Below are 26,399 nucleotides of genomic sequence, written 5' to 3'. Positions count from 1 at the left end.
TACTCTGTTTATTCAAAACAACGAATTTGCATTTTTGTAACGATGCAAAGCCATACATAAAAAGACAGCATGCGGGGACGGAACCGCTTTGGTCACTTAAAAATCATGAATTTTTCAAGCCTCCCATATAGGTTCTGTCCCCGCATGCTGTCTTTTGCGGTATCTGTTTTTCACTTAAAACTCCAGAATAATCTTTGTTCCAGTTCCAAGTGTACTCTCAATTTTAATCTTCGCATCATGAAGAATCGCTCCATGCTTCACAATGGAAAGTCCAAGTCCCGTACCTCCCGTTTCACGGGAATGACTCTTATCTACACGATAGAACCGTTCAAAGATCCGCTCCTGATCTTCCTTTGCAATTCCGATTCCGGTATCTGCCACAGATACCACTGCCCGTCCGTTTCTTCCGCGGGAAACCGTCACTTCGACCTCACCGTCCCTGCGGTTGTACTTGATCGCATTGTCGCAGAGATTGTAGATCATCTCATAAAGAACCTGCCGTGCACCTTTGATCCGGCAGCTCTCTCCTCTCAGTGTCATCTTCACCTGCTGCTCCTTTGCCCGTATGGAAAGATGTCCCTCGACATCACGGCAGATCTGCATCAGATCCACTTCCTCCATCGGGATCGACTGGTCGTTCTCGTCCAGTCTGGACAGCTTGATAATATCCTCGACAAGAGAGCTTAACCTGCTCGCCTCACTGTGGATTCTGCCCGCAAATTTGGGAATATCCTCCGGTTTTACCATGTTATTTTCGATGATCTCCGCATATCCGGAAATCGACATCAGCGGTGTTTTCAGCTCATGTGACACATTGGCTGAAAACTCACGGCGCATCACCTCGGCTTTCTGTTTTTCCGTCACATCCAGCACCAGGATGACCGCACCGGATACAACACGGTCCACACGCACCGGATTTGCAAGAAGCTGATAGACTCTTCCATTTATCTCCAGCATCCGTTCCTCGGAACTGCCCTCCAGCGCATGATCCAGTGCCTCCTTCAGCTGCTCGTTGCGGCTGACTGTCACGATATTGTGGTTAATGCACTCCTCCGCTGTCACATCAAACAGATTCTGTGCCGAACGGTTGATGGAAAGTACGACCGACTGGTTTGTCACGATCAGACCATCCTTCATATATTCCGTGATGGCAAGATACTCCTCCTGATTATGGCGGAGCTCCTCCATCTGCTGCTGAATCTGCTTCTGCTGCTGATGAATTCTTCCAAGCAGCGGACTCAATTCCTCATACGCTTTGTTGTCCAGCGGATGATTCAGATCAATCTCATTGATCGGCTTTACAAGCGCCTTTGTCATATGGCTGACCATCAGCAGCTCCACGACAAGGACTGCCGCAATCAGTACAACCACCAGCCATATATTCCGCAGCATCACACCGAACACACTGTCTGTTGTCAGGGAAACACGGATGATTTTTCCATTGTCCAGGCGCAATGCCGTATAATATGTTTTGCTCCGCAGGGTCTCGGAATAACGGGAAATATTGCTTTCCCCGGTCTTTTCCGCCTCAATCACCTCCGGCCGCCCGGAATGGTTTCCCATCATGTTCTCATCCTCGACCGAATCAAACAGAACGGTTCCGTCCGTGTCAATCAGGGTAACCCGGCTTGCCGTAATCTTGCCGGCCGGTTTATCCAGACTGTCATCACCCATCTTGTCCAGAAAATACCTGTAATACTCACATTCATTTCTCACCGAAACACGAAGCTGCTCCGCCGTATTGTTGTACATTGCCCAGCTCATGGTGAAAAAAGTCAGGATAATCGCAGCGATAATCAACGCTCCCGCATGTTGAAAGACTTTTTTACGCATCTTACTTTCTCAGCCTCCTATCCGGTATCCCACGCCGCGGACCGTCTCGATCAGCTCGCCGCATTCGCCCAGCTTCTGGCGGAGTGTACGCACATGAACGTCTACCGTACGGGTTTCTCCGTCAAAATCATAGCCCCAGACATGGCCGAGCAGACGGTCTCTCGTAAGGACAATTCCTTTATTTTCCATTAAAAATTTCAGCAGTTCAAACTCTTTTAAGGTCAGGGTAACCTTCTCCCCTTTGGCCAGAACCTGATGCTGTTTCACCTGGATCTGCAGATCCCCGGTCTCCAGCACATCGTTTTCCTTCTCTTCTTTTCCGGCACGGCGCAGCACGGCACGTACCCTTGCGATAAATTCCATCATGCCGAACGGCTTGGTAATATAGTCATCGGCTCCGCAGTCAAGGCCCATGACCTTATCATACTCAGCGCCCTTTGCCGTTACCATAATGACCGGAATTTCCTTTGTTACTTCCGATGCCTTGAGGCGTGAAAGAATTTCAAGACCATCCTCTCCCGGAAGCATGATATCCAGGAGAATCAGATCCGGAAGCTGTTCTGCAATAGCTGCATTCAGCTCTTTTCCGCTTTCCAGGCCTCTTGCGGTAAAACCGCTCGATTCCAGTGTGTATACGATCAGTTCCCGTATATTTCTTTCATCTTCCACGCAGTAGATCATCTGTTATTCCCCTTTATGGTGACCGTTAATGGAGTACACAACCCATTCCGCAATGTTTGTTGCATGGTCACCGATTCTTTCATAATATTTTGCAATCATCAGATAGTCCAGAGACTGGACATCTGTGGTAATTCCCTTTCGCATACCCTGCAGAATTTCATCCTTGACCTCATCAAAAAGATCATCCACGATATCATCGAAATCGATAACCTCCCGTGCAAGCTTCAGATCCTGCTTAACGTATGCATCGATGCATTTTGTTACCATAGAAGCTGTTACTTTCGCCATATCCTTCAGACGGATGCTTGCATCCGGCACACCAAGACTCGTTACTTTTACGATATCCGCAATATCCGCTGCCTGGTCTCCGATCCGCTCCATATCGGTAATCATTTTTAATGCCGCAGATACCTGGCGCAGATCACGTGCTACCGGCTGCTGCTGTAAAATGATGCGGAAGCAGAGATCCTCGATCTCCCGTTCTTTCGCATCGACAACCTGGTCTTTTTTGATAATCTCTTCTGCCGCTCTCTGGTTTCCCTCCAGCAGAACCTCATATGTCCGTCCGATTGCCTGCTCGCAGAGTGCGCCAAGCTCAATCAGCTCCGTGTGCAGAATTTCCATCTGCTGCTCAAATCTTTCCCTCATATCAGCCAAACCTCCCTGTAATGTAATCCTCTGTCCGTTTATCCTTCGGCATGGAGAAGATCTGTTCGGTCTCTCCGTATTCTACTACCTCTCCTAACAGGAAAAATGCGGTTTTGTCGGAAATTCTGGCTGCCTGCTGCATATTGTGGGTTACCATGATAATAGTATAATCTTTTTTCAGTTCTACCGCAAGATCTTCGATTTTGGACGTAGAAATCGGATCCAGTGCCGAGGTTGGTTCATCCATCAGAAGAACCTCCGGCTGTACGGCAAGGGCACGCGCAATGCAAAGACGCTGCTGCTGTCCGCCGGACATGCCAAGTGCGCTTTTCTTCAAACGGTCCTTCACCTCATCCCAGATTGCCGCCTGTCGAAGAGACTGCTCCACAATATCATCCAGCTTTGCTTTGGAACGGACACCATGGGTTCTCGGTCCATAGGCAATGTTGTCGTAAATGCTCATCGGGAACGGATTTGGTTTCTGAAATACCATGCCGACCCGTTTGCGGAGTCCGTTGACATCCATTTTTCCGCTGTAGATGTTTTCTCCGTCCAACAGCATTTCACCGGTGATCCGGCAGCCCGGAACGAGATCGTTCATTCTGTTGATGGATTTTAACAGGGTCGATTTACCACAGCCGGAAGGTCCGATAAAAGCCGTCACCTCATTGGCATCAATGCTCAGATTGATATTTTTTAAGGCATGAAAGTCTCCGTAATAAAGATCCATATTGGATACATCTATTTTACTCATGTTTTTTCCTCGTCTCTCTTTTATTTCTTTGCAATTTTCTTCGCAATCATTCCGGAACAGCCGTTGATCAGAAGGACAATCAGCATCAGGATGACGCCGGTTGCATACATCTGATTCATATAAAGGCCTTCACTGGAAAGTGCATACATATGAACGGCAAGGGTACGGCCGGAATCCATAAGGCCTGCCACCTTTGCAATCGTTCCTGCTGTGAAAAGAAGCGCTGCCGTCTCTCCTACGACACGGCCTGTCGCAAGAATGACACCGGAAAGAATGCCGGGTACGGCAGATGGAAGAACAATTTTAAAAATCGTACGAAGCTTTCCGGCTCCCAGTCCAAAGCTTGCTTCCCGATAGGAATCCGGAACCGATTTTAAGGCTTCTTCTGCTGTTCGCATAATCAGCGGAAGAATCATGATGGCAAGGGTACAGGCACCGGACATCATCGAGTATCCCATTTTCAGGGTTTTCGTAAAAAACAGCATACCGAACAAACCGTAAACGATCGACGGAATACCGGAAAGGGTCTCTGCAGTAATCCGGATCAGGCCAACCAGCGTTCCGCGCTTGTTGGCATATTCAACCAGATAAATTGCCGAGAAAATGCCAAGCGGCGCAGCAAGCAGAAGGGAAAGTACCGTCATCGTAACAGTGTTGATGATCGCCGGAAGCATCGTAACATTCTCTGTATTATAGGTCCAGGCAAACTGCTCCAGTGTCAGGTTTTTCACGCCACGAATCAGAATGAATCCAACCAGGAAAACCAGAACGGCAAGTGCAAGAATGGCTGCTCCCCAGGTAATTCCGGTCAGCACGGAGGAAAAAACACTTTTGTGATACGTAACCTTTGTTCTTTCTTTTTCTTTTGTATTTATTTTTACAGCTTCCATTGTATTTACAGCTCCATTTCCTTTAATCACCATAAGGTACCCTCCGGTTCAGCATAGACACCGATAAATTGATCAGCAGGATAAAGACAAACAGCACAACACCCGTTGCAATCAGCGCTTCCCGGTGAAGTCCGGATGCATATCCCATCTCCAGTACAATATTGGCTGTCATGGTACGAAGGCCTTCTGTGATTCCTTTTGGCATACGAGGCTGGTTTCCGGCAATCATAATCACTGCCATTGTCTCTCCGATGGCACGTCCGATGCCAAGCACGATACCTGCCAGGATTCCGGATTTTGCTGCCGGGACAACTGCAAAGAAAACACTCTGGGAATGCGTGGCACCAAGACCAAGGCTTGCTTCATAGTAGGATTCCGGAACACTCGTAATGGCGGATTCTGTTACACCGACCACGGTCGGAAGAATCATAACGGCCAAAAGAATGGATGCCGTCAGCATTGTGTTTCCGTTTTTTCCGGTCAGCTGTGCCATCAATGGGACGATTACAACCAGTCCGAAAAATCCATATACGATAGATGGAATACCAGCCATCAGGTTAATGCCTGATTTACAGATGCCGTAAAATTTTTTCGGACAGTAACGAGAAAGAAACACCGAAGTAAGAATGGCAACCGGCACACCCATCAGGATTGCAAGACCGGTCACGCAGATACTGCCGACAATCATCGGCAGGATGCCGAAAATATTGTTTCCCGGTTTCCACACGGTACCGGTCAAAAATTTCAGCGGTCCGATTTTAAAAATGGCAGGAACGCCATTCATGAACAGGAAAATGCAGATCAGTGCAACAGCCAGTACGGAGCAGCATGCCGCAATCAGGAATACAAGTTTCATGATCGTTTCTCTTAGTTTCATAAGATAAATCCTTTCATTTCATTGTTTCGCGGAGCGTGTTTGAAAAAGACTTTCGTTTTTTCTTACGAACTGCTTTTTCAAGCACGTTCCGAAAGACAGCTTCTTTTTCTGAACATTTTTGGATACGGAAGTAAGAGCGATTTTCCATTGTTCGCCCTTACTTCTTTTTCCATTGCTTTATATATTCTTTATTTTACATCTGCCCAGTCGGTTGTGTCGCCAACATAGATGCTCTTTACCTGATCGCTGGTCAGCCCGTCGGTCGGGTTCTCTTTGTTTACGATGACAGCAATACCGTCGGTTGCGATTACGGTTGCGGTAAGCCCTGAGGATTTCTCCTCATCCTTTAAGTCACGGGATGCCATACCGATGTCGCAGAGACCGTCGCTTGCGGAAGTGATACCTGTTGTGGAATCGCTCTGCTGTACTTCGATGTTAGCGTTTGAATTTACTTTTGTATAAGCCTCTTTTAATTTTTCCATCAGTGGTGTTACAGAGGAAGATCCTGCTACCACAACCTTTTCACCGCTGCAGTTTCCTTCGTAGGCTTTGGTATCTTTGATTGCAATATATCCGTCATCTGAAACAACCTGCTGTCCGTCGGTGCTTAAGATGTAGTCCATGAAATCCTGCGCATCTGCGGAAAGACCGTCTTTTGTTACAATGTTGAACGGACGGCTTACTTTATAGGAACCGTTTTCTACGTTCTCTGCGCTTGCCTCTGCTCCGTCGATTTTCAGTGCTTTGACTTCATCATTTAAGGATCCAAGGGAGATATAACCGATTGCGTACTGGTTACCTGCCACTGTGCTCATCATAACGGAAGTATTGTTGGTGATCTGTGCATCAACGGTGGTATTGTCTACTTTCTCACCTGCATCGTTTTTCTCTTCTACACCGAACAGCTCGATGAATGCACCTCTGGTACCGGAACCATCCTCACGGGAGATCACGCTGATCTGTCCGGAGAAATCTCCGCCTGCTGCGGTGCTGTCACCGGCTGTGCTGCCATCTGCCTCTGTTGTGGAAGCCTCTTTTGTAGTGTCTGCTGCCAAAGAACTGCTGCTGTCGCTGTTTCCACATCCTGCAAGCATTCCTGCAGCCATCATTGCGGTTAAGGTGATTGCGATTACTTTTCTCTTCATAATATTCTTTTCTCCTCTTTTCACACGGGATTTTTGTGATTTCTATTTTGTAAAATCGCAATCCCGATGTTTTTTACATTTCGTTTTTACAGGTATCATCATAACAACGGCGTGTAAAATGCAAAATCTCAGAGATGTTAAGTTTATGTAAAACATGAGTTTTTCCTTTTTTACATTCCATTTTTCCGGTCGTAAACCGCTCCGTCACATCTCTCGCAAGTGGCACATTTTTTCCGCGCAGTGCGATCCTGCCCAAAGGATCTTTTTCTCCGCAGGAAATTCCAACAAGATTTCCCATAGAAAAAAAGGCTCCCCGGAATACTCTTTTTTCAGAGTATTCCGGGGAGCCTTTTTCTAAAGCATATGCAAAAGCGGATATTCGCAATCCTCTTATTCCGTCACCGGCACGTCAAGCTTTTCGGACGCTTCTTTTAACAGGTCAATGATCGGCAGATGCTGCGGGCATACACTCTCACACTGACCGCACTGCACGCAGTCTTCTGCTTTTCCCGATGTTTCCAGCAGCTTTTTATAATAATTTTTCGCGCGGTCTTCTTCTCCATACAGGCGGATGGTATTCAATGCCTTGAATACATCTGGAATCGCGATTCCCATCGGACATCCGTCGCAACAGTAACGACAGGCGGTACATGGAACTGCCGGACTCTTTTTCAGCGCTTCCTGTGCTTTGGCGATCACTGCTTTTTCTTCCTCGTTTAACGGTACAAAATTTCGGAAGGTTTTGATATTATCCTCCATCTGTTCCTCGTTTGACATACCGGAGAGCACGGTTGCAACACCCGGGAGAGAAGCCGCAAAGCGGAGTGCCCAGGACGCAATCGATGCATCCGGATGAACGCGTTTCATCTCTGCTTCAATCTCTTTGCCTGCTGATGCAAGGGAACCGCCCTTTACCGGCTCCATAACAAGGAACGGCATATCGTATTTCCGAAGCACCTCATACAGACGTCCGGACTGGATCAGCGGATTGTCCCAGTCAGCATAGTTCATCTGGATCTGGACAATTTCGACCTCCGGATGCTCGGAGAGAATCTTGTCAAGCAGCTCCGGCGTTCCGTGGAAGGAGAAACCAAAGTGTTTGATCAATCCCTCTTCTTTTTTCTTCTTGGCCCAGTTGAAACAGTCGTATTTCACATAGCCTTCATAGTTTGCGCCGTCTTCTACGCTATGCAGCAGGTAATAATCAAAGTAGCCTGCTCCGGTGCGCGCGAGCTGATCGTTGAAAATGCGGTCACGGCCTTCGATGCCCTCGTCCATCATCCACTGCGGAAGTTTGGTTGTCAGAGTAAAGCTTTCTCTCGGATGACGCTCTACCAGCGCTTTTTTCACGATGCTCTCCGATTTTCCGCCGCAGTACATATAGGCGGTGTCAAAATAGTTCATTCCGGAGGCAAGGTACGCATCGACCATTTTACAGATCTGCTCCAAATCCAGTTCTCCGTCCTTCTCCGGAAGGCGCATCATGCCAAATCCTAATTTCGGCATTTTTGTTACATCTACACTCATGATAAAATCCCCTTTCTTTTCCGCGGAAAACCTTCGTTTCCTCAGTATTGTTGAGAAAATTGTAGCATTAAAGTATACTTGAAAGTCAATAGTTTTTTTTATTTTCGTCAAAATTTTTCTTTGACTTTTTCCGTTTCCGGTGGTATTCTGATAAAAAATTATGATTACAAAAGGAGTAGCACTATGATCTGGAAAAACCAGTTTCTTCACCTCACAAATGGCGATGTTTCAGCTGTTTATGGGGATAGTGCGCTCTTTTTTAAGTAAACTTCACATCTTGTATTCTTAAAATCACACAGAAAATGCACGTATCTCCCCATCAGAATTTTACTATATTTTGACAAGGAGATTTTTTTATGTCTGAGAAAAATACCAGAAAACAAATACGAACTTTATATCTTATGACCACGGTCGGCTATTTTCAGATTGCGGCGGCTTCGTGGGTTGCACTGCTCGCACTCCGTGGATTTTCGCTGCTGCAGATCGGGATGCTCGAAAGTATTTTCCATATCGTGAGCCTCTGCTTTGAACTCCCCTCCGGCGTTGTCGCCGATGTTTTCGGGCGACGGAAAACGCTGATTGCAAGTCAGATGGCCTCCCTGATTTCCGGTACGCTGATGATTTTTTCCACCGGCTTTGCTACAACGGCGCTTGCGCTTGGATGCAGTGCGCTCAGCTATAACCTTGCATCCGGCACACGGGAGGCACTTGCGTATGACAGTCTGAAGCAGAACGGGGACGAATGGTTTTATGCCCGTTTTTCTTCTACCGAAATGATGCTGTACCGTATCACCAATTCCACCGCAACGCTCTGCGCAGGCCTTGCCCTGTGGCTGGGATACCGGCGCGCGTATGCGATTGATCTCTTCTTCGGGCTGATTGCGCTTGGCATTTCATTCCGCCTTGCGGAAGTAAAAACGGACGCAACACCAGTTCATTATCCTGTTGGACAGGAAATCGTTTCGGTTGTGCAGGAAAGCTGGCAGTTTCTTGTCCGTGAGAAAAAAGCAAGAAATATTATGCTGGTGAACGCACTCATCGGTGCCGTTTCTACGCTGGTTCTCTTCTTTTTACAGGCGAAGCTGCCACTCACCGGCATGAACAGCGCGCTGCTTGGACCTGCCCTCTTCGTGATGGGACTCGGCGCGGCACTGGGATCGCGGATGACGGCATACTTTCACAAATACCGCTACCGCGCGATTCTGCTGTTTGGCACGATCGGTGTACTTTTCGCCTTTCTTATGAGCTTTACCGGACTGCCGGCCCTTATGGTCTTCGGCGGATTTATCGGATCCTTTTCCGATGATTTTCTTGAAGTCCGGACCGATATTCTGCTCAATGACATGATCCCGTCCAGGCAGCGGGCGACGCTGATGTCGGTGAACTCGTTTGTCTTTTCTATGATTATGATCGTCCTTTCCACCGTATTTGGATGGATCATGTGATCGTCAAAAATTTACTTACATTGAAAAAAACGCTCATCAGTTTTTTGCTGATGAGCGTTTTTTTCAAAAAATGATCAAACACCGCCGCTCCCTGCCAGAGCGCCGTCCGGGGTCTGCGGGGGTGTGCTTCCCCCCTCCACATTCCCCACCACTTTTTCTTTCTTCAACCACTTCCAGACATCGCCATACACGCGGTACTTCTCTTTCTCATTCAGTATTTCATGCCGCATTCCCGGATACAGCTTTCCTCTGACATTGCGGTACCCGATCAGCCGCATATGGTCAATGGATTTTTTAAAGCGCCGCACATTCACATAACACGGATCATCCCCGCCGGACAAAAACAGCACCGGCAGCTTCCGGTTTGTGCAATGCCATCCATGGAATCCATACGTCTCCTTCAGCAGGTCATTCAGCGCAAAAAAAGCATCATCCGAAAACGTAAAGCCACAGAGTGGGTTTTCTTCATACTCCCGCACCACCTCCGGGTCCGAACAGCACCAGGCGAACCGGCTCTTCTCATCCGCAAACCGCGCCGCAAACGATCCAAACGACATCGCCTCCAGAAGATTGCTCCGATGCTCATCCCCGAGCACCGCCGCTTCTGCGTGTCCTACAGCCGCACCCAGCGGCCGCAGATAATTCTTGCTCGGTGAACCGCACACAATCAACGCATCCAGCTCCCTATCATGTTCCTTCGCATACGTGCGCACAACCAGGGATCCCATACTGTGTCCCATCAGAATAAACGGCAGATCCGGGTACTCTTTTTTTGCCCATACCGTAACCTGAAACAGATCCTCCACAAGCCCTGCGCCGCCTGCGCCGTACATAAATCCGAGATCCTGCTCCGACTTCACACTCTTTCCGTGCCCGCGGTGATCATGAATCACACACACTACACCGTGTTCCGCCATAAACTCCATAAACGGCAGATACCGCTCCTTGTATTCGCTCATTCCATGGCTGAGCTGCAGAAGCGCCGTCCGCTGTACGCCCTCCTCCGGCTCCACCACAAGCCCGTCAAGCATCAGTCCATCCACCTTCGACTGAATCGTAAAACCTCTTTGCATTGCACCTTCCCCTTTCTTCCAGAACGATGCCGAACTGCCCGAAATTCTAAACCTCCGTGTCCTCCGAAATTTCCGGCGGAACCGCAAACGACAATGTAATCCGATCGTAGCACTCCTCGCACAGATCAAACTCATGCTTTTCCAGGTCCTTCCCGGAAAAGTACCCCCACGTCGTGTCGACCGAGCAGATCCCCTCCAGCAGCATTCCATTCTGTATTTTCATGCTTTTTCCGCAGCAGTTACACACCGCCGCTTCCAGCTCATTTGTGTTTTTGTTGTATTTCCGCATTTTTCTTCCTCCCGTGTATCAAAAAACGTTTCTTTCTTCGTTCCTGACACAAAACAGAAATCAGATTCTCCTGTGTCCTGTCGATTGTAACACATCTTTCCCGCCATTCCTACTGGGAATGAAAGGAAAGTCCTGTGCGTTAAATGCGTATACAATAACAATTTCTCTCTACCTCTTCTGAACCGATTCATCCGTCCGGCTCATCAGCACCGCATCCTCCTTGGGGAGATCGTAATACCCCTTCCTGAGGCCGTCCTGCACAAAGCCAAGACTCTCATACAGATTCCGTGCCGGCGTATTGCCGATGCGCACATCCAGATGAATCACGCGCACCTTTCTCTCCTGCATCCGACGGAACAGCTCTTCCATCAGTGCACGGCCGATGCCGCGTCTTCTCGCTTTTTCTGCCACGCAGACATTTGTGATCTCACTTTCATCAAAGGAAATCAGGATTCCGAGATATCCTAAAATTTCACCGTCCTCCTCTGCTACAAGAAACAGTGCGTCGTCACGGATCAGAAATGTAAAAAATCCGGTTTCTGTCCATGGAATCGAAAAGTTGGCCTCCTCAATCGGCATCACCTGCTCCAGATCGTCGATCTGCATTTCCCGGATTGTGATCATTCGCTCTTCTCTCCGTTTTTCTGTTTTTTCAGCACATCGGCATGCTTCACAGATTCCCGTTCGGCTCTTTCCCGCTCCGCCTGCGATTTTCTCAGGTATTTCGGCTCATGCTCCTCGGCCGTCTGAATCTTTCCTTCTTTATAATAAACCTCAGCCAGTGCTGCGACTGCGGCCGCTCTCTGGCGGTTCACGTGCGCCGGTGCAAACGAAAACGGAATCGTAAGAAGCTCCTGCAATTTTTCCCGGTAAACCGCAACGCCGTCCCCGAGGAAAATCACTTCGTGGTCGAGGCAGTTCAGGCCCTCCGCCAGTGCCTCAATGCTCATCGTATCCTGTTCCCAGACCGTATCGAGACGATGATCCGTGTAGCAGTAAACTCCGGTATAGACCTGGTTTCTTCTCGCATCCATGATCGGGCAGACAAATTTGTTAGTATCCCAGATATTGTACGCGATTGCCGCCGTCGTTGGAATGGAAATCAGTGGTTTTTCAAGTGCCAGACCAAGTCCCTTGGCTGTTGCAGAACCGATGCGAAGACCGGTAAACGAGCCCGGACCTCCGGCAACTGCAATCGCATCGATCGTCGAAAGATCCAGCTCTGTCATGTTCGAGATTTCATCCAGCATCGGAAGCAGAGTCTGGGAATGTGTTTTTTTATAATTTACGGTGTATTCCGCAAGCAGTGCGTCATTTTCAACAACAGCCACCGAAGCCACCAGGCCGGAGCTGTCCAGTGCAAGTATTTTCATGATTTTTTGTTTCCTTTCCGATATTTCCTTCCTGTGCAACTCATTTTGGCAGTCTGCCGGAAACAGGAATCTTTACGATTTCCTTTTGTTTTTCCACCACATTCAGGATTTTTTCTTTTATTCCACCGTAATTTTCCGGTAATCAAACCCTTTTTCGAGGTCTTTTTCTATCGTAATCGAAATCGCACCCTCCGGGATCAGCTCTTCAATCAGTTCTGCCCATTCGATCAGGCAGACACCCTCACCGAAAAAGTAATCATCGTATCCGATTTCTTCCATTTCTTCTATATCACCGATCCGGTAAACATCGAAATGATAAAATGGCAGACGTCCTTCCGTATATTCCTGAATAATGGTAAATGTGGGACTGTTGACTGCCTCTGTGATGCCAAGTCCTTTTGCAAAGCCCTGCGTCAGAACGGTTTTTCCAACACCAAGGTCTCCGTTTAATGTATAAATCTGGCCAGGCTTCGCCGCTTTTCCCAGCTTTTCGCCAAGGGCAAGCGTCTCCGCCGCAGAATTTGTTTCTATGATCATATGCTTTCTTCTCCTCTTTTTCTGCCTATCATTTTAACACAAACAAAAAGGTAATACAACCGCAGAACGAAACCGCTTTTCCTTGTGCTTTTCCTTGTGCTTTTCCTTGCTTTTTCTATCTGTTTTCGCTATACTATGTATCAGAGTTTCGCGGCCCAAAAACGTCCCACTCCTGTTTTTTCGGCCCGGAAAACGCGGTAAAACACGCTCTGCGCTTTTGTCCGCGTAAATCAAAAAGGAAAGAGATCAAAACTGTTATGCTGACTGTAATGAAATTTGGCGGAAGCTCCGTCGCAGATCTTGCGCACATCCGCAATGTAGCACAGCGCTGCATCGAAAAACAGCAGGCCGGAAGCCAGGTCGTTGTCGTTCTCTCCGCGATGGGAAAAACGACGGACGGACTGATTGCAACCGCAAAACAGATTACGGAAAAACCGTCCCGCCGCGAGATGGATATGCTTCTTGCCACCGGTGAACAGGTTTCCGTTTCCCTGATGGCCATAACCATGATTCAGATGGGCGTCAGTGCTGTTTCTTTAAATGCCTGGCAGGTACCGATGCACACGACCTCCGATTATCAGAACGCGCGCTTCAAACGGATCGACACCGAGCGCATCCGTAAAGAGCTGGATGACAACAAAATTGTCATTGTCACCGGCTTCCAGGGGATCAACAAATACGATGATATCACAACGCTCGGACGCGGCGGCTCCGATACGACTGCGGTTGCCCTCGCTGCAGAGCTGCACGCGGATGTCTGTGAAATCTACACGGATGTAGACGGCGTCTACACCGCAGATCCGCGGATTGTACCGAATGCGCGCAAGATGGAAGAGGTAACTTACGATGAAATGCTGGAGATGGCTTCGCTCGGCGCAAAAGTCCTTCACAGCAGATGCGTGGAAATCGCAAAAAAATACGGCGTGGAACTTCTGGTCTGCTCCAGTCTGAACCGGAATTCCGGAACGATGGTAAGGGAGAAAACCAAAATGGAAAAAATGTTAATCAGCGGCGTGGCTGCCGACAAAAATGTGGCAAAAATCCGTGTTGCAGGCCTTGGCAACGATCCGGAGAGCACGTTCCGCCTCTTAAATTTACTGGATCGGAACAATCTGAACATCGATGTCATGATCCAGTCACTCGGAAAGGACGGCACAAAGTCCGTTTCCTTTACCGTTGCAAAGCCGGATATGCTGCGCACGATCGATGTGCTGAACGACAATAAGGATTCGCTCGGCATCAAAAAGCTGGATTATGATGAGAACGTGGCAAAGATTTCCGTCATCGGAGCCGGTGTCCGCTCCCATTCGGGCGTGGCTGCCAAAATGTTCGGCGCGCTCGCCAATGCAGGAATCAATACCGAGATGATTACCACCTCAGAAATCCGCATCACTGCCCTGATCGACGAAGCATACGCAGATCAGGCAATGCGTGCGATCCATGAGACATTCCTGGAACGTGTCTGAAAAAGCCCTTTGATACCAGATTGCTACGTGCTTTGCACTCCAGCAATCATCAAAAACATTCGTAATCCGCTCATTTTTCTTCGAAAAATGGCTACTTACGTCTTATCAAGAAATCGTTTAAAAATCAGGAGGAAAATAATTATGTCTAACCCAATCGTTACAATTACTATGGAAAACGGCGATGTGATGAAAGCAGAGCTTTACCCGGAAATTGCCCCGAACACCGTAAACAACTTCATCAGTCTGGTAAAAAAAGGCTTCTATGACGGTCTGATCTTCCACCGTGTCATCCCGGGATTCATGATCCAGGGCGGAGATCCTGCAGGCACAGGCGCCGGCGGCCCGGACTATTGCATCAAGGGTGAGTTCTCCCAGAACGGATTTGAGAACAACCTCGCTCACACCCCAGGCGTTCTCTCCATGGCACGTACCATGTTCCCGGACAGCGCAGGAAGCCAGTTCTTCATCATGCACAAAGCCGCTCCGCATCTGGACGGCGCATACGCTGCTTTCGGAAAAGTAACAGAAGGCCTGGAAGTCGTAGATAAAATCGCATCCGTCAACACAGACTACAGCGACAAACCGCTGCAGCCGCAGAGAATGGCTACCGTTACCGTTGAGACCTTCGGCGTCGAGTATCCGGAACCGGAGAAATGCTAAGGATGAACGATGAACTGATGTTAGTTGAACCGTCGGAGGAATACTTCGCCGAACTCGCCGCCTACCGGAACGATTTTCTGGAAAACAGCGATTCCATGGACGGCTGCGGACCGCTTCGCCGGTTTGATGATATGAAGGCGTATCTTGAAGATACCATGCGGTATACCAGAGAGGAGACTCTGCCGGAGGGCATGGTTCTCGCAACACAGTTTCTGTGCATCCGCAAATCAGACAACCGCCTTGTCGGCATGATTCAGGTGCGCCACTACCTGAACGATTTTCTGCGCACCTTTGGCGGCCATATCGGCTACTCCGTCCGCCCGTCGGAACGCAGAAAAGGCTATGCCTCCTGGATGCTGAAAAATGTGCAGCCGTACTGCAAAAGCCTCGGCCTTTCCGAAATTCTGGTCTGCTGCCTGGATACCAACGAGGGAAGCCGCAGAACGATCCTGAAAAATGGCGGCCGGTTCGACGGCACCGCTTATCGTGCCGATGAAAACAAAACACTGGAGCGTTACTGGATCACCCTGTGATTTTTAATCTTCCATTTCGCATAGCTCTGAATAGTTTCACAAATTTTTCTTGACATCCATGTCATTTCACTTTATAATTTGGAACTGCAAGCGAACAATTCTGTTCTTATGCAAAATATATGCCCCTGGTAAAAAACCGACGGACAGGCAGGGGTAGTTGCCGAGCGTGGTTAAGAGCCACATTATTGATTGCGTTAAAAGCGCAAATTTTATGAGTTGATTACTTTATAATCGATGCTCTACGACGAGCACATCATCTTATGAAACGGTCAATAAGAGTACGTGACTATATATTTCTGCATAGGAAAACAGGGGGAAGCCTGGATTTTTGTCCATCCCCTGAAGTTTGCACAATACGATCATGTATAAATTTCGATTTTTAGACAGATGATGCACGTCATCTGTCTTTTTTTCGTGCTTATAGCCAAAGATGAACCCAACACCATTTTCTGAAAAAGGAGAACCAAACAATGTCAAAAGTTATGATCATCGGATGCGGCGGTGTTGCATCCGTAGCCATTCACAAATGCTGCCAGAACAGTGAAGTATTTTCTGAAATTATGATTGCAAGCCGCACACTTTCCAAGTGCGATGCTTTAAAAGAAAAGCTGGCTCCGACCACAAAAACCATTATCACAACAGCAAAGGTGGATGCCGACTGCACAGAAGAATTAATCGCCTTAATCAAACAGTATCAGCCGGATGCCGTCTTAAACCTGGCACTTCCTTATCAGGATCTTACCATTATGGATGCCTGCCTTGCATGTAAGGTTCCTTACATTGATACTGCAAATTACGAAGCAGAAAATACGGATGATCCGGCATGGCGTGCAATCTACGAAAAGAGATGCGAAGAGCTTGGCTTTTCTGCTTACTTTGATTATTCCTGGCAGTGGGCCTATATGGACCGTTTCAAGGAAGCCGGCATCACCGGTCTTCTCGGAACCGGCTTTGACCCGGGCGTCACCAGTGTCTTTGCAGCCTATGCACAGAAACACTATTTCGATGAAATTCACACGATTGATATTCTGGACTGCAACGGCGGCGACCACGGATATCCGTTTGCAACCAACTTCAATCCGGAAATCAACCTCCGCGAGGTATCCGCTCCCGGCTCTTACTGGGAAAACGGCCACTGGGTAGAAATTCCGCCAATGTCGATCAAACGGGAATATAACTTCGATGAGGTAGGCGAGAAGGATATGTACCTTCTTCACCATGAAGAAATTGAGGCTCTTGCCAAAAACATCCCGGGCGTAAAAAGAATCCGCTTTTTCATGACCTTCGGCCAGAGCTATCTGACCCATATGAAATGTCTGGAAAATGTAGGACTTCTCTCGACCACTCCGATTACCTTCAATGGACAGCAGATCGTACCGATCCAGTTTTTAAAAGAGCTTCTTCCGGATCCTTCCACTCTTGGTCCGCGCACCGTGGGTAAAACCAACATCGGCTGTATTTTTACCGGTATCAAGGACGGAAAAGAAAGAAGCATTTACATTTACAATGTCTGTGACCACCAGGAATGCTACCGGGAAGTAGAGTCTCAGGCGATTTCCTACACAACCGGCGTTCCGGCCATGATCGGAACCATGATGGTCGTGAACGGCCTCTGGAATAAGCCGGGTGTCTACACCACAGATGAATTCGATCCGGATCCGTACATGGAAGCACTCAACAAGTGGGGGCTTCCGTGGAAGGTCGTAGAAAATCCTGTTTTAGTAGATTAAGCCTATGTATAAGATAAACGAACTGCCAACTCCCTGTTTTGTCATTGATGAAGGCAAACTGGAAGAAAACTTAAAGATCCTGCACCAGGTAGAAGAACGCACCGGTGCAAAAATTCTGCTGGCTCAGAAATGCTTTTCCTGTTTTTCGGAATATCCGCTGATTGGAAAATATATCAGCGGAACGACTGCCAGCGGACTCTATGAGGCGCGGCTTGGCAAGGAAGAAATGGGGCTGGAGAATCATGTGTATTCTCCGGCCTACCGCCCGCAGGATATGGAAGAGCTCGCACAGATCTGCGATCACATTATTTTCAACTCAGAAAAGCAGCTCCGAACGTACCTCCCCGTACTTAAGGCTTCCGGAACCGCAAAAGCCGGACTTCGCATCAACCCGGAATGCTCCACGCAGGAAGGCCATGCGATTTATGATCCCTGTGCGCCCGGCTCCCGCATGGGCATCCGCGCCTGCGATTTTACAGACGAACTGGCCGATCTTGTGGACGGTCTTCATTTTCATACCCTCTGTGAACAGAATTCGGATGATCTGGAAACCACGCTGCGCGCCGTGGAAGAAAAATTCGGCAAGTGGCTTTTTAAAATGAACTGGCTTAACATGGGAGGCGGACATCATATCACCCGTGAGGATTACAATATCGAACGCCTGATTTCCTGTATCAACCATATGAAAGAAACGTATGGTCTTCAGATTTACCTGGAGCCCGGGGAAGCAGTTGCCTTAAACGCAGGCTACAATGTCACAGAAGTTCTCGATATTGTTGAAAATAACGGAAAAATTTTAATTCTTGACACTTCCGCTGCCTGCCATATGCCGGATGTGCTTGAGATGCCGTACCGCCCTCCGCTCAAAGACAGCGGACTGCCCGGGGAAAAGCCTTATACCTACCGCCTTTCCTGCAATACCTGCCTGGCGGGCGACGTAATCGGCGAATATTCCTTCGATTCCCAAATCCGGATCGGTGACAGACTGTATTTTGAAGATATGGCGATTTATTCGATGGTAAAAACCAATACCTTTAACGGAATCCCACTCCCTTCCATCGCGGTGATGGACAAAGCTGGAAACTGCCGAATGATAAAGGAGTTTGGATATGAAGATTTCAAAAACCGATTGTCTTAGAACCCCAAAAGCCGATGGCTTTTACATGCCGGGCGAATTTGATCCCCACGAAGGCACGCTGATGATCTGGCCGTGGCGTCCCGGTTCCTGGAATTACGGGGCAAAAGCGGCAAGAGCGGCATTTGCAGAAATTGCAGAAGCAATTGCCGCTTATGAGCAGGTTTATCTTTTCGTCCGGCCACAGGATAAAGCATCGGCACAGGAACTGCTTTCCTCCGACCGGATTCATCTGATCGAAGCCCAAACGGAGGATGCCTGGGCGAGAGATACCGGCGCTACGTTTGTGATTAACAATCAGGGCGGGCGAAGAGGCATTCAATGGGAATTCAACGCCTGGGGCGGCCAGTATGACGGTCTTTACTCCCACTTTGAGCATGACCGTGAGGTTCCGGAACGAATCTGCAGTTTTCTCGGAGATTCCTTCTATAATGCCCGCCCCTTTGTTCTGGAAGGCGGCTCCATCCATGTTGACGGGGAAGGAACCCTGCTTACGACCGAAGAATGTCTGCTGAGTCCGGGGCGCAATCCTTCTCTTACAAGAGCGGAAATTGAAGAAAAGCTGCGTCAGTATCTTTCGGTCGAGAAAATCATCTGGCTGCCTTTTGGTATTTACAACGATGAAACCAACGGCCATATCGATAATATGTGCTGCTTTGTAAAGCCCGGAGAAGTACTTCTTGCCTGGACAGAGGACGAAAACGATCCTCAGTATGCCAGAAGCAGGGCCGCTTTTGATCTTCTCTCCCATACCGTTGACGCGAAGGGACGAAGCTTTGTAATTCACAAGCTGCCCATTCCAAAGCATCCCATCTGTATTACAGAAGAAGATCTTCTCGGCTATGATTTTGAAGCTGGCGAAGATCAGCGGGAAGCCGGGGAACGCCTTGCCGCCAGCTATATCAATTTTTATCTTGCCAATCACTGTGTCCTTCTTCCCCGTTTCGGCGATGAAAACGATACCGTGGCTGCAGAAATTCTCGGAAAATGCTTTCCGGATCGACGGATCCTCCCTGTCGATGCACGCGTCATTCTGACCGGCGGAGGCAACATTCACTGTATTACCCAGCAGATTCCGGCAAAGAAAAGAGGAAACAGATTATGAGAAATATAAAAATTGCCGCACTGCAGTTTTCATGCTGCAGCCAGGTACAGGAAAATATAGACAAAGCAGAGACCATGGTCCGTGAAGCCGCTTCCAACGGCGCCAATCTCATCCTTCTTCCTGAATTATTTGAAAGACCGTATTTTTGTCAGGAAAAGCGATACGATTATTATGATTATGCCCTGCCTTTGACAGAAAATCCCGCCATCCGGCGTTTTCAGGCTGTTGCCGGAGAACTTGGGGTCGTGATTCCGGTCAGCTTTTATGAAAGGGATGTTCAGCGCCTGTTTAATTCCATTGCCATGATTGATGCAGACGGATCCATTCTTGGCGTTTACCGCAAGACCCATATCCCGGACGATCATTTTTATCAGGAAAAATTCTATTTCACTCCGGGAGATACAGGATTCAAAGTCTTTGAAACACGTTTTGGAACCGTCGGCGTCGGCATCTGCTGGGATCAGTGGTTTCCGGAAACAGCACGATGTATGGCTGTGCAGGGAGCTGAAATCCTGCTCTATCCTACCGCGATCGGAAGTGAGCCGATCCTGAATGTAGACAGCAGCGGGCACTGGCGGCGCGTCATGCAGGGACATGCTGCCGCAAATCTTGTTCCGGTTGCTGCTGCAAACCGGATTGGTACCGAAACCGTAACGCCCTGTGAAGAAAATGGCGGCCAGTCCTCTTCTCTTACTTTCTACGGTTCTTCCTTTATTGCCGATGCAACCGGTGAACTCGTAGCATCTGCCGGAAGAGATACCGAGGAAATCCTGTACGCCTCCTTCGATCTGGATGCCCTGCGCGAAGAACGTTTTTCCTGGGGGCTTTTCCGTGACCGGCGGCCGGAAACTTATCGTATCATGACGAAACAGTAAAGCTCTGTCTCTTCCTGTTGTAACTCTTCCTACAGCGGTGCGCTGCATCACATATTCTAACTACAAAGGAGAACCGCTATGCAATATGGAGTTTTATGTCTGCTGCCGCCTGCGGCGATGCTGATTTTTGCATTAAAAACGAAAAAATCTTTCGAAGCTCTGATTTTCGGAACCCTGGTTGCCTATCTCATCATGTACAAAGCAGCTTTTATCGGACCCTGGTGTGATCTGCTGCTTTCGGAGATCAGCAACGCAGATAACCAGTATATTCTTCTTCTCTGCGGACTGTTCGGAGGCTTCATCTTCCTGCTCCGCGAGGCAAAAGGAACACTTGGTTTTTCCAACCTGTTAAGCCGCTTCTGTAAAAATGAACGGATCACCATGATGATGTCGGTATTTCTCGGAATCATTATTTTTGTCGATGATTATCTCAACATCATGACCGTTGGAACCTGTATGAAGGATGTCTGTGATAAACGAAAAGTCCCACGCCAGGCCCTTGCCTATATCATTGACTCAACCGGTGCACCTGTCTGTGCACTGATTCCCTTTTCCACCTGGGTAGTTTTTTATTCCGGTGTTTTTATTCAGGAACCGGGCATTCTCAATATGGGCTTTTCCACCGGTATGAGTGTTTACTTAAAAGTGCTTCCTTATATGTTTTATCCGATGACTGCACTTCTGGTTGTGGTTCTGTTTGCCTGCAAACTGATGCCAAAGCTCGGAAAAATGAAAGATGCCTATACCGATCTGGAAAAGAAAGAGAAGACACCGGAGCATCCAAAAATGCACAATGCCCCTTCCGTTGACATTGCCATGGCCGGAATGAGCGTTGATTACCCGCCCGAAAATACCAATACCGGAAATATACTGGATTTTCTGATCCCCATCGGTATTCTGATCGGTGTGACAGTAGCCACGCAGGATATGATGCAGGCGATTATTCTTGCTCTTGCTTCCTGTATGATTCTTTACCTTCCGCGGAAGAAAATGACCTTTACGCGGTACGTGGAACTGTTCTTTGCCGGCTTTGCAGATATTCTTCCGGTTCTCGCCATTCTTCTTGCATCCTTTATGATCAAGACTGCCTGCGGCGAAATGGGACTCTCGGAATACGTCATCAACCTGTGTGTTCCGTATATGAATGCAAAAACACTGGCAGCTATTATTTTTGTTGTCATTGCAGTTCTGACCTTTGTCACCAGCTCTTTCTGGGGAATTGAGGCCGTAGCCGTTTCCATCGTTGTTCCGCTTGCCATCGCCCTTGATGCTAATGTACTTCTGGCGCTTGGCGCTGTCGTATCCGGCGGTGTTTTCGGAAGCCATGCATGCTTCTATTCCGACGCAACGGTTCTTTCCTCCGCGACCTGCGAGATTGACAATATGTCACATGCCGTGTCGCAGTTTCCTTACGTCCTGATCAGTGCTGCTCTCGCCATAGCAGGATTCTTAATCTGCGGAATTTTTGCTCTTTAAAAACACGTTCTAAAATTAAAAAAGTCTTCGACGATCGGATTTTCCCAGATTCGTCGAAGGCTTTTTTTGTTTTTTTATTCTTTTACACTCAACCGCACCAGCGCACGCTGCAACTTGGCTTCGGCAATACGGTATTCTTTGTCTGTCAGACCGCCGTTTGCCAGCGCCTGCTCGGCCCTGTGTTTGGCAGCCTCGGCGCGCTCTGCATCAATATCCTCTTCCCACTCCCAGGTTGTTGCCAGGACACGGCAGACCCCGTTCATCATGGAAAGCATTCCGCCGATGCAGGCGGCATTTCTTCTCGTTCCGTCCTCCAGCACAATATGCGCCTCGCCCATACCGAGTGCAGTGCAGTAATTGCAGTGCCCAGGCAGAATTGCCAGGTCGCCGCTGATGGTTCTGCAGACAACGCGCGCTACGTCACCCTCATAGAGAAGTCCGTCCGGCGTGCCGACACGTAAAGGAAATGTACTCATACGTCATTCCTCCTTTACTGATTCAGTGCTTTTGCTTTTTCAAATACCTCGTCGATGGTACCTGCAAACAGGAAACAGCTCTCCGGAAGATCGTCGCACTCGCCGTCAAGGATCATGCGGAATCCGCGCAGAGTTTCTTTTAACGGCACATATTTTCCTTCCATACCGGTAAACTGCTCCGCTACCGAGAAGCTCTGGGACAGGAAACGCTGTACCTTACGTGCACGGCTGACCGTCAGCTTATCCTCCTCGGACAGCTCATCCATACCCATGATGGCGATGATATCCTGCAGCTCTTTGTATCTCTGCAGCACCTGCTGTACGGCACGTGCTACCTCATAGTGCTCATGGCCTACGATTTCCGGTGTCAGGATACGGCTGGTAGAATCGAGCGGATCAACAGCCGGGTAAATACCCTGGCTGGAGATTTCACGGGAAAGTACCGTCGTGGCATCCAGATGGGTAAACGTTGTTGCCGGAGCCGGGTCGGTCAGGTCATCGGCCGGCACGTAAACAGCCTGTACCGATGTGATGGATCCCTTTCTTGTGGAAGTAATACGCTCCTGCAGTGCGCCCATCTCGGTTGCCAGCGTCGGCTGGTATCCTACTGCGGACGGCATACGGCCAAGCAGAGCCGAAACCTCGGAACCTGCCTGCGTAAATCGGAAAATATTATCAATGAACAGCAGCACATCCTGATTTTTCACGTCACGGAAATATTCTGCCATGGTAAGGCCGGAAAGTCCGACACGCATACGCGCTCCCGGCGGCTCGTTCATCTGTCCATAGACCAGTGCTGTTTTGTCGATAACACCGCTCTCTTTCATCTCGTTGTAAAGGTCATTTCCTTCACGGGTACGCTCTCCGACACCGGTGAAAACGGAAAGTCCGCCGTGTGCCGTTGCCACGTTGTGGATCAGCTCCATGATAAGGACTGTTTTTCCAACGCCGGCACCGCCGAACAGACCGATTTTTCCGCCCTTGGCATACGGGCAGATCAGGTCAACGACCTTGATTCCGGTTTCGAGGATTTCCGTTGCCGGAACCTGCTCCTCGTAGGACGGCGGATCGCGGTGGATCGGCCATTTTTCTGCTGTTTCCGGTGCCGGCTTATTATCTACGGTCTCACCGAGCAGATTGAACACGCGGCCTAAGCACTCCTCTCCGACCGGAACGGCGATCGGGCCGCCCGTGTCGACTGCTTTCGTTCCGCGGACAAGTCCGTCTGTGGACTTCATGGCAATGCAGCGAACCATGTTGTCGCCCGTCTGCTGCGCCACTTCCACAACCAGTTTCTCGCCGTGGTTGTCTATCTCGATGGCATTCAGAAGTGCCGGCAGCTCTCCTTCCGGAAAACGGATGTCCAGAACAGGACCCGTTACCTGCACAACCTCGCCAATGTGTTTTTCACTCATTTAACGACTTCTCCTCACTTTTCTTGTTTCCACTCTTACACGCCTTCCGCACCGCCGACGATCTCCGTGATCTCCTGCGTAATGCTTGCCTGACGGGCACGGTTGTAATACAGATTGAGCTGTTCAATCATCTCCTCTGCATTTCCCGTTGCCGCCTCCATTGCGGTACGGCGTGCCGCAAGCTCACTTGCCACACTCTCACAGATACCGCCGTAGATCAGGCCGCCTAAGTATTCCGGCACAATCGCTTCGAATACCTCGACACCGTTTGGCTCATACAGGATCAGATTCCGGATTTTTTTCGCTTCCGGGTCCTCTCCGTCCTCTTTTGCAATGTCAATCAGAGGCAGGATCGGCACGGAAACCGGCATCTGCGACAGCATCGACACGAATTTTGTGTAACAAAGCTCCACATGTCCGAAGGTCCCTTTCCGGAACTCACGGCACAGTGCGCGCGCGATCTCAAAGCTGTCTGCCACGGAAAGATTTGCGATCTCGGCAAAGCTGTCCGTCAGAATGTCCAGCTTCCGGGATTTTGCATACTCCACTGCCTTTTTGCCGACCGGAACCACACAGATCTCTTTTCCTTTGGCATCTGCCTCAAAGCATCGGAACAGATTGGCGTTGTATCCGCCCGCAAGACCGCGGTCTCCGGCAACCAGCACGTAGCAGCATTTCTCGTTTTTTGCCTCTTTTGCATAAATGGAATAAAATTCCGTGTTTCCTTTTGCAATATCCTGCAAAGTGCGGTACAGCTCCTGAAAATACGGACGGCAGGTATCAGCCCGCTCCTTCGCTTTTCGCAGCTTGGAGGACGCTACAAGTTCCATCGCCTTGGTAATCTGCATCGTGCTTTCGACACTTTTGATCCGCAGCTTTACGGCTTTCATGTTTGCAGCCATAGGCTCCTCCTTCTTTCCTTATTTTGCAGGTCTTGTATTGATAAAGTTTTCGGTGTACGATTCGAGCGCACTTTTCAGCTTCTCCTCGGTATCTGCCTCAAGTTTTCCGGTTGCGGAAATCTCCTGCATCACGGCAGCACCCTCGGCATCGGTATCGAGCCAGGTATACAGTCCGTCCTCATAGGCGCGGACATCCTCAGCTGCAACCTTTGACAGAATTCCTTTCGTTACCGCATAGAGAATAGCAACCTGTTTTTCTACCGAAACCGGTGCATTCTGGTTCTGTTTTAATACTTCCACGATACGCACACCCTGCTCCAGACGCGCCTTTGTATCGGCATCCAGATCGGATCCGAACTGCGCAAAGCTTGCCAGCTCGCGGTACTGGGAATAGATCAGTTTCAGAGTTCCGGCTACCTTCTTCATTGCCTTAATCTGCGCATTTCCACCGACACGGGATACCGATACGCCAGGGTTTACCGCCGGCATAACACCCGAGTGGAACAGCTCTGTCTCAAGGAAAATCTGGCCGTCTGTGATGGAGATGACGTTCGTCGGAATATAGGCAGAAATATCGCCTGCCTGGGTCTCAATGATCGGCAGGGCCGTCATGGATCCGCCGCCGTGTTCATCGTCCAGCTTTGCGGCACGCTCCAGAAGTCTGGAATGGAGATAGAAAACATCTCCCGGATAAGCCTCACGTCCCGGCGGACGGCGGATCAGCAGGGAGAGTGCACGGTATGCAACCGCGTGCTTACTTAAGTCATCATAAATAATCAGCACATCTTTTCCCTGATACATAAAGTACTCGCCCATGGCACAGCCGGAATACGGTACGATATACTGCAGCGGGCTCGCTTCGGATGCCGTCGCTGCCACGACGATGGTGTACGCCATTGCGCCGTTCTTCTCAAGATTTTCTACTAAGGACGCTACTGTCGAACGTTTCTGTCCGATGGCAACGTAGATACAGATCACATCCTTGCCTTTCTGGTTCAGAATGGTATCGGTTGCGATCGTTGTCTTTCCGGTCTGACGGTCTCCGATGATCAGCTCTCGCTGGCCTCTTCCGATCGGAACCATGGAATCGATCGCTTTAATACCGGTCTGCAGCGGCTGATTAACACCTTTTCTCTCACAGATGCCCGGTGCCGGGCTTTCAATCGGACGGTACTCTGCTGCCGTAATCGGGCCTGCGCCGTCGATTGGCTGGCCGAGCGCGTTGACAACGCGTCCGATCATGCCTTCTCCGACCGGAACCGAAACAACCTTTCCCGTTCTTTTTACAAGCTGTCCCTCGCTGATGTTCTCGCCGGAACCGAATAAAACGACAGATACGCTGTTTTCCTCGAGGTTCTGTGCCATTCCATAACTTCCATCCTCAAATTCCAGCAGCTCGCCTGCCATGCAGTTCGAAAGACCGCTGGCTCTTGCGATTCCGTCTCCGACCATCAGAACGGTGCCTGTCTCATCCTGCCGGATCGCATTTTCATAATATTTGATCTGGCTGCGGATGACCTTGGATATTTCTTCTGGTTTCAGTTGCATTTTTTC

The 26,399-nt window shown here is 49.1% G+C and carries 26 protein-coding genes; 9 read left to right on the top strand and 17 right to left on the bottom strand.

Annotation, left to right across the window (positions count from 1 at the left end):
* Positions 1 to 174 precede the first annotated feature (174 nt).
* The 8 genes from I2G42_RS08775 to I2G42_RS08740 all read right to left on the bottom strand — a co-directional run bounded on the left by I2G42_RS08775 (position 175) and on the right by I2G42_RS08740 (position 8,355).
* Positions 175 to 1,833: a sensor histidine kinase gene (locus I2G42_RS08775; RefSeq protein ID WP_118594997.1), complete on the bottom strand. Its 1,659-nt coding sequence runs from the start codon at positions 1,831 to 1,833 to the stop codon at positions 175 to 177.
* 9 nt (positions 1,834 to 1,842) lie between these two features.
* On the bottom strand, positions 1,843 to 2,514 hold the full coding sequence (locus I2G42_RS08770; protein WP_022462258.1) for a winged helix-turn-helix domain-containing protein: 672 nt from the start codon (positions 2,512 to 2,514) through the stop codon (positions 1,843 to 1,845).
* Positions 2,515 to 2,517: 3 nt separating this feature from the next.
* Entirely contained in the window at positions 2,518 to 3,162 is a 645-nt protein-coding gene (gene phoU, locus I2G42_RS08765) for a phosphate signaling complex protein PhoU (protein ID WP_118697653.1), read from the bottom strand.
* 1 nt (position 3,163) lies between these two features.
* Positions 3,164 to 3,916 carry a phosphate ABC transporter ATP-binding protein PstB gene (pstB, locus tag I2G42_RS08760; protein ID WP_117802078.1) on the bottom strand — a complete coding sequence of 251 codons (753 nt, stop codon included), beginning with the start codon at positions 3,914 to 3,916 and terminating at the stop codon, positions 3,164 to 3,166.
* A 20-nt stretch (positions 3,917 to 3,936) separates the two neighbouring features.
* Positions 3,937 to 4,839 carry a phosphate ABC transporter permease PstA gene (gene pstA, locus I2G42_RS08755; RefSeq protein WP_226906296.1) on the bottom strand — a complete coding sequence of 301 codons (903 nt, stop codon included), beginning with the start codon at positions 4,837 to 4,839 and terminating at the stop codon, positions 3,937 to 3,939.
* Entirely contained in the window at positions 4,829 to 5,683 is an 855-nt protein-coding gene (gene pstC, locus I2G42_RS08750; protein ID WP_226906297.1) for a phosphate ABC transporter permease subunit PstC, read from the bottom strand. The genes pstA and pstC overlap by 11 nt, the downstream gene beginning before the upstream one ends.
* A 188-nt stretch (positions 5,684 to 5,871) precedes the next feature.
* Positions 5,872 to 6,828: a substrate-binding domain-containing protein gene (locus tag I2G42_RS08745; protein WP_195530971.1), complete on the bottom strand. Its 957-nt coding sequence runs from the start codon at positions 6,826 to 6,828 to the stop codon at positions 5,872 to 5,874.
* Positions 6,829 to 7,218: 390 nt separating this feature from the next.
* Positions 7,219 to 8,355: an aldo/keto reductase gene (locus I2G42_RS08740; protein WP_226906298.1), complete on the bottom strand. Its 1,137-nt coding sequence runs from the start codon at positions 8,353 to 8,355 to the stop codon at positions 7,219 to 7,221.
* Positions 8,356 to 8,711: 356 nt separating this feature from the next.
* On the opposite strand from I2G42_RS08740, the gene I2G42_RS08735 reads away from it, so the two are divergent.
* Entirely contained in the window at positions 8,712 to 9,800 is a 1,089-nt protein-coding gene (locus tag I2G42_RS08735) for an MFS transporter (RefSeq protein ID WP_117804710.1), read from the top strand.
* 74 nt (positions 9,801 to 9,874) lie between these two features.
* On the opposite strand, the gene I2G42_RS08730 is transcribed toward I2G42_RS08735, so the two are convergent.
* The 5 genes from I2G42_RS08730 to tsaE form a co-directional block, all read right to left on the bottom strand.
* Positions 9,875 to 10,873, bottom strand: a complete 999-nt coding sequence (locus I2G42_RS08730) for an alpha/beta fold hydrolase (RefSeq protein WP_118595005.1) — start codon at positions 10,871 to 10,873, stop codon at positions 9,875 to 9,877.
* A gap of 46 nt (positions 10,874 to 10,919) precedes the next feature.
* Positions 10,920 to 11,162, bottom strand: a complete 243-nt coding sequence (locus I2G42_RS08725; RefSeq protein ID WP_022462249.1) for a hypothetical protein — start codon at positions 11,160 to 11,162, stop codon at positions 10,920 to 10,922.
* Positions 11,163 to 11,330: 168 nt separating this feature from the next.
* Complete coding sequence (gene rimI / locus I2G42_RS08720; RefSeq protein WP_207741857.1) at positions 11,331 to 11,786, bottom strand: ribosomal protein S18-alanine N-acetyltransferase; 456 nt, start codon at positions 11,784 to 11,786, stop codon at positions 11,331 to 11,333.
* On the bottom strand, positions 11,783 to 12,535 hold the full coding sequence (gene tsaB, locus I2G42_RS08715; protein ID WP_195530970.1) for a tRNA (adenosine(37)-N6)-threonylcarbamoyltransferase complex dimerization subunit type 1 TsaB: 753 nt from the start codon (positions 12,533 to 12,535) through the stop codon (positions 11,783 to 11,785). The genes rimI and tsaB overlap by 4 nt, the downstream gene beginning before the upstream one ends.
* 117 nt (positions 12,536 to 12,652) lie before the next feature.
* Entirely contained in the window at positions 12,653 to 13,072 is a 420-nt protein-coding gene (tsaE, locus tag I2G42_RS08710; RefSeq protein ID WP_195530969.1) for a tRNA (adenosine(37)-N6)-threonylcarbamoyltransferase complex ATPase subunit type 1 TsaE, read from the bottom strand.
* Positions 13,073 to 13,329: 257 nt separating this feature from the next.
* On the opposite strand from tsaE, the gene I2G42_RS08705 reads away from it, so the two are divergent.
* From I2G42_RS08705 to I2G42_RS08670, 8 genes are all read left to right on the top strand, one after another.
* A complete protein-coding gene (locus I2G42_RS08705; protein ID WP_022462245.1) occupies positions 13,330 to 14,538 on the top strand; it encodes an aspartate kinase in 1,209 nt (402 codons plus the stop codon).
* 141 nt (positions 14,539 to 14,679) lie between these two features.
* The gene (locus tag I2G42_RS08700; RefSeq protein ID WP_055227969.1) at positions 14,680 to 15,198 is read left to right on the top strand and encodes a peptidylprolyl isomerase; all 519 of its coding nucleotides are present in this window, start codon (positions 14,680 to 14,682) and stop codon (positions 15,196 to 15,198) included.
* Between the two features lie 2 nt (positions 15,199 to 15,200).
* Positions 15,201 to 15,731, top strand: coding sequence for a GNAT family N-acetyltransferase (locus I2G42_RS08695; RefSeq protein ID WP_022462243.1), 531 nt, complete (start codon positions 15,201 to 15,203; stop codon positions 15,729 to 15,731).
* A gap of 470 nt (positions 15,732 to 16,201) precedes the next feature.
* A complete protein-coding gene (locus I2G42_RS08690; protein WP_022462242.1) occupies positions 16,202 to 17,461 on the top strand; it encodes a saccharopine dehydrogenase family protein in 1,260 nt (419 codons plus the stop codon).
* A gap of 4 nt (positions 17,462 to 17,465) precedes the next feature.
* Positions 17,466 to 18,599: a carboxynorspermidine decarboxylase gene (gene nspC / locus I2G42_RS08685; protein ID WP_195530968.1), complete on the top strand. Its 1,134-nt coding sequence runs from the start codon at positions 17,466 to 17,468 to the stop codon at positions 18,597 to 18,599.
* On the top strand, positions 18,571 to 19,701 hold the full coding sequence (gene aguA, locus I2G42_RS08680) for an agmatine deiminase (protein ID WP_195530967.1): 1,131 nt from the start codon (positions 18,571 to 18,573) through the stop codon (positions 19,699 to 19,701). The genes nspC and aguA overlap by 29 nt, the downstream gene beginning before the upstream one ends.
* Positions 19,698 to 20,576, top strand: a complete 879-nt coding sequence (gene aguB / locus I2G42_RS08675) for an N-carbamoylputrescine amidase (protein WP_195530966.1) — start codon at positions 19,698 to 19,700, stop codon at positions 20,574 to 20,576. The genes aguA and aguB overlap by 4 nt, the downstream gene beginning before the upstream one ends.
* 78 nt (positions 20,577 to 20,654) lie before the next feature.
* Complete coding sequence (locus I2G42_RS08670; RefSeq protein WP_195530965.1) at positions 20,655 to 22,052, top strand: Na+/H+ antiporter NhaC family protein; 1,398 nt, start codon at positions 20,655 to 20,657, stop codon at positions 22,050 to 22,052.
* 74 nt (positions 22,053 to 22,126) lie between these two features.
* Here I2G42_RS08670 and atpC read toward each other — a convergent pair whose 3' ends face one another.
* Genes atpC through atpA form a run of 4 tightly spaced genes read right to left on the bottom strand, consistent with a single transcriptional unit; the run spans position 22,127 to position 26,393 of the window.
* The gene (gene atpC, locus I2G42_RS08665; RefSeq protein WP_022462237.1) at positions 22,127 to 22,528 is read right to left on the bottom strand and encodes an ATP synthase F1 subunit epsilon; all 402 of its coding nucleotides are present in this window, start codon (positions 22,526 to 22,528) and stop codon (positions 22,127 to 22,129) included.
* Between the two features lie 14 nt (positions 22,529 to 22,542).
* Positions 22,543 to 23,943 carry a F0F1 ATP synthase subunit beta gene (atpD, locus tag I2G42_RS08660; protein ID WP_022462236.1) on the bottom strand — a complete coding sequence of 467 codons (1,401 nt, stop codon included), beginning with the start codon at positions 23,941 to 23,943 and terminating at the stop codon, positions 22,543 to 22,545.
* A 35-nt stretch (positions 23,944 to 23,978) separates the two neighbouring features.
* A complete protein-coding gene (atpG, locus tag I2G42_RS08655) occupies positions 23,979 to 24,845 on the bottom strand; it encodes an ATP synthase F1 subunit gamma (RefSeq protein ID WP_055220552.1) in 867 nt (288 codons plus the stop codon).
* 18 nt (positions 24,846 to 24,863) lie between these two features.
* On the bottom strand, positions 24,864 to 26,393 hold the full coding sequence (gene atpA / locus I2G42_RS08650) for a F0F1 ATP synthase subunit alpha (protein ID WP_195530964.1): 1,530 nt from the start codon (positions 26,391 to 26,393) through the stop codon (positions 24,864 to 24,866).
* Positions 26,394 to 26,399 lie beyond the last annotated feature (6 nt).

It is taken from the genome of Fusicatenibacter saccharivorans, assembly GCF_015557635.1.
Taxonomy (GTDB): Bacteria; Bacillota; Clostridia; order Lachnospirales; family Lachnospiraceae; genus Fusicatenibacter; species Fusicatenibacter saccharivorans.
Note: the sequence above shows the minus strand (reverse complement) of the source record. Positions and strands in the feature narration are given on the sequence as shown.

What these genes read in the sequence shown, in the direction of transcription:
- I2G42_RS08690 (WP_022462242.1), top strand. Translation starts at nt 16,202, where the DNA reads ATGTCAAAAGTTATGATCATCGGATGCGGCGGTGTTGCATCCGTAGCC.
- I2G42_RS08705 (WP_022462245.1), top strand. Translation starts at nt 13,330, where the DNA reads ATGCTGACTGTAATGAAATTTGGCGGAAGCTCCGTCGCAGATCTTGCG.
- I2G42_RS08695 (WP_022462243.1), top strand. Translation starts at nt 15,201, where the DNA reads ATGAACGATGAACTGATGTTAGTTGAACCGTCGGAGGAATACTTCGCC.
- tsaE (WP_195530969.1), bottom strand. Translation starts at nt 13,072, where the DNA reads ATGATCATAGAAACAAATTCTGCGGCGGAGACGCTTGCCCTTGGCGAA.
- atpD (WP_022462236.1), bottom strand. Translation starts at nt 23,943, where the DNA reads ATGAGTGAAAAACACATTGGCGAGGTTGTGCAGGTAACGGGTCCTGTT.
- nspC (WP_195530968.1), top strand. Translation starts at nt 17,466, where the DNA reads ATGTATAAGATAAACGAACTGCCAACTCCCTGTTTTGTCATTGATGAA.
- rimI (WP_207741857.1), bottom strand. Translation starts at nt 11,786, where the DNA reads ATGATCACAATCCGGGAAATGCAGATCGACGATCTGGAGCAGGTGATG.
- tsaB (WP_195530970.1), bottom strand. Translation starts at nt 12,535, where the DNA reads ATGAAAATACTTGCACTGGACAGCTCCGGCCTGGTGGCTTCGGTGGCT.
- I2G42_RS08770 (WP_022462258.1), bottom strand. Translation starts at nt 2,514, where the DNA reads ATGATCTACTGCGTGGAAGATGAAAGAAATATACGGGAACTGATCGTA.
- pstB (WP_117802078.1), bottom strand. Translation starts at nt 3,916, where the DNA reads ATGAGTAAAATAGATGTATCCAATATGGATCTTTATTACGGAGACTTT.
- pstC (WP_226906297.1), bottom strand. Translation starts at nt 5,683, where the DNA reads ATGAAACTAAGAGAAACGATCATGAAACTTGTATTCCTGATTGCGGCA.
- aguB (WP_195530966.1), top strand. Translation starts at nt 19,698, where the DNA reads ATGAGAAATATAAAAATTGCCGCACTGCAGTTTTCATGCTGCAGCCAG.
- atpC (WP_022462237.1), bottom strand. Translation starts at nt 22,528, where the DNA reads ATGAGTACATTTCCTTTACGTGTCGGCACGCCGGACGGACTTCTCTAT.
- aguA (WP_195530967.1), top strand. Translation starts at nt 18,571, where the DNA reads ATGAAGATTTCAAAAACCGATTGTCTTAGAACCCCAAAAGCCGATGGC.
- I2G42_RS08700 (WP_055227969.1), top strand. Translation starts at nt 14,680, where the DNA reads ATGTCTAACCCAATCGTTACAATTACTATGGAAAACGGCGATGTGATG.
- atpA (WP_195530964.1), bottom strand. Translation starts at nt 26,393, where the DNA reads ATGCAACTGAAACCAGAAGAAATATCCAAGGTCATCCGCAGCCAGATC.
- pstA (WP_226906296.1), bottom strand. Translation starts at nt 4,839, where the DNA reads ATGGTGATTAAAGGAAATGGAGCTGTAAATACAATGGAAGCTGTAAAA.
- I2G42_RS08730 (WP_118595005.1), bottom strand. Translation starts at nt 10,873, where the DNA reads ATGCAAAGAGGTTTTACGATTCAGTCGAAGGTGGATGGACTGATGCTT.
- I2G42_RS08670 (WP_195530965.1), top strand. Translation starts at nt 20,655, where the DNA reads ATGCAATATGGAGTTTTATGTCTGCTGCCGCCTGCGGCGATGCTGATT.
- I2G42_RS08735 (WP_117804710.1), top strand. Translation starts at nt 8,712, where the DNA reads ATGTCTGAGAAAAATACCAGAAAACAAATACGAACTTTATATCTTATG.
- I2G42_RS08725 (WP_022462249.1), bottom strand. Translation starts at nt 11,162, where the DNA reads ATGCGGAAATACAACAAAAACACAAATGAGCTGGAAGCGGCGGTGTGT.
- phoU (WP_118697653.1), bottom strand. Translation starts at nt 3,162, where the DNA reads ATGAGGGAAAGATTTGAGCAGCAGATGGAAATTCTGCACACGGAGCTG.
- I2G42_RS08745 (WP_195530971.1), bottom strand. Translation starts at nt 6,828, where the DNA reads ATGAAGAGAAAAGTAATCGCAATCACCTTAACCGCAATGATGGCTGCA.
- atpG (WP_055220552.1), bottom strand. Translation starts at nt 24,845, where the DNA reads ATGGCTGCAAACATGAAAGCCGTAAAGCTGCGGATCAAAAGTGTCGAA.
- I2G42_RS08775 (WP_118594997.1), bottom strand. Translation starts at nt 1,833, where the DNA reads ATGCGTAAAAAAGTCTTTCAACATGCGGGAGCGTTGATTATCGCTGCG.
- I2G42_RS08740 (WP_226906298.1), bottom strand. Translation starts at nt 8,355, where the DNA reads ATGAGTGTAGATGTAACAAAAATGCCGAAATTAGGATTTGGCATGATG.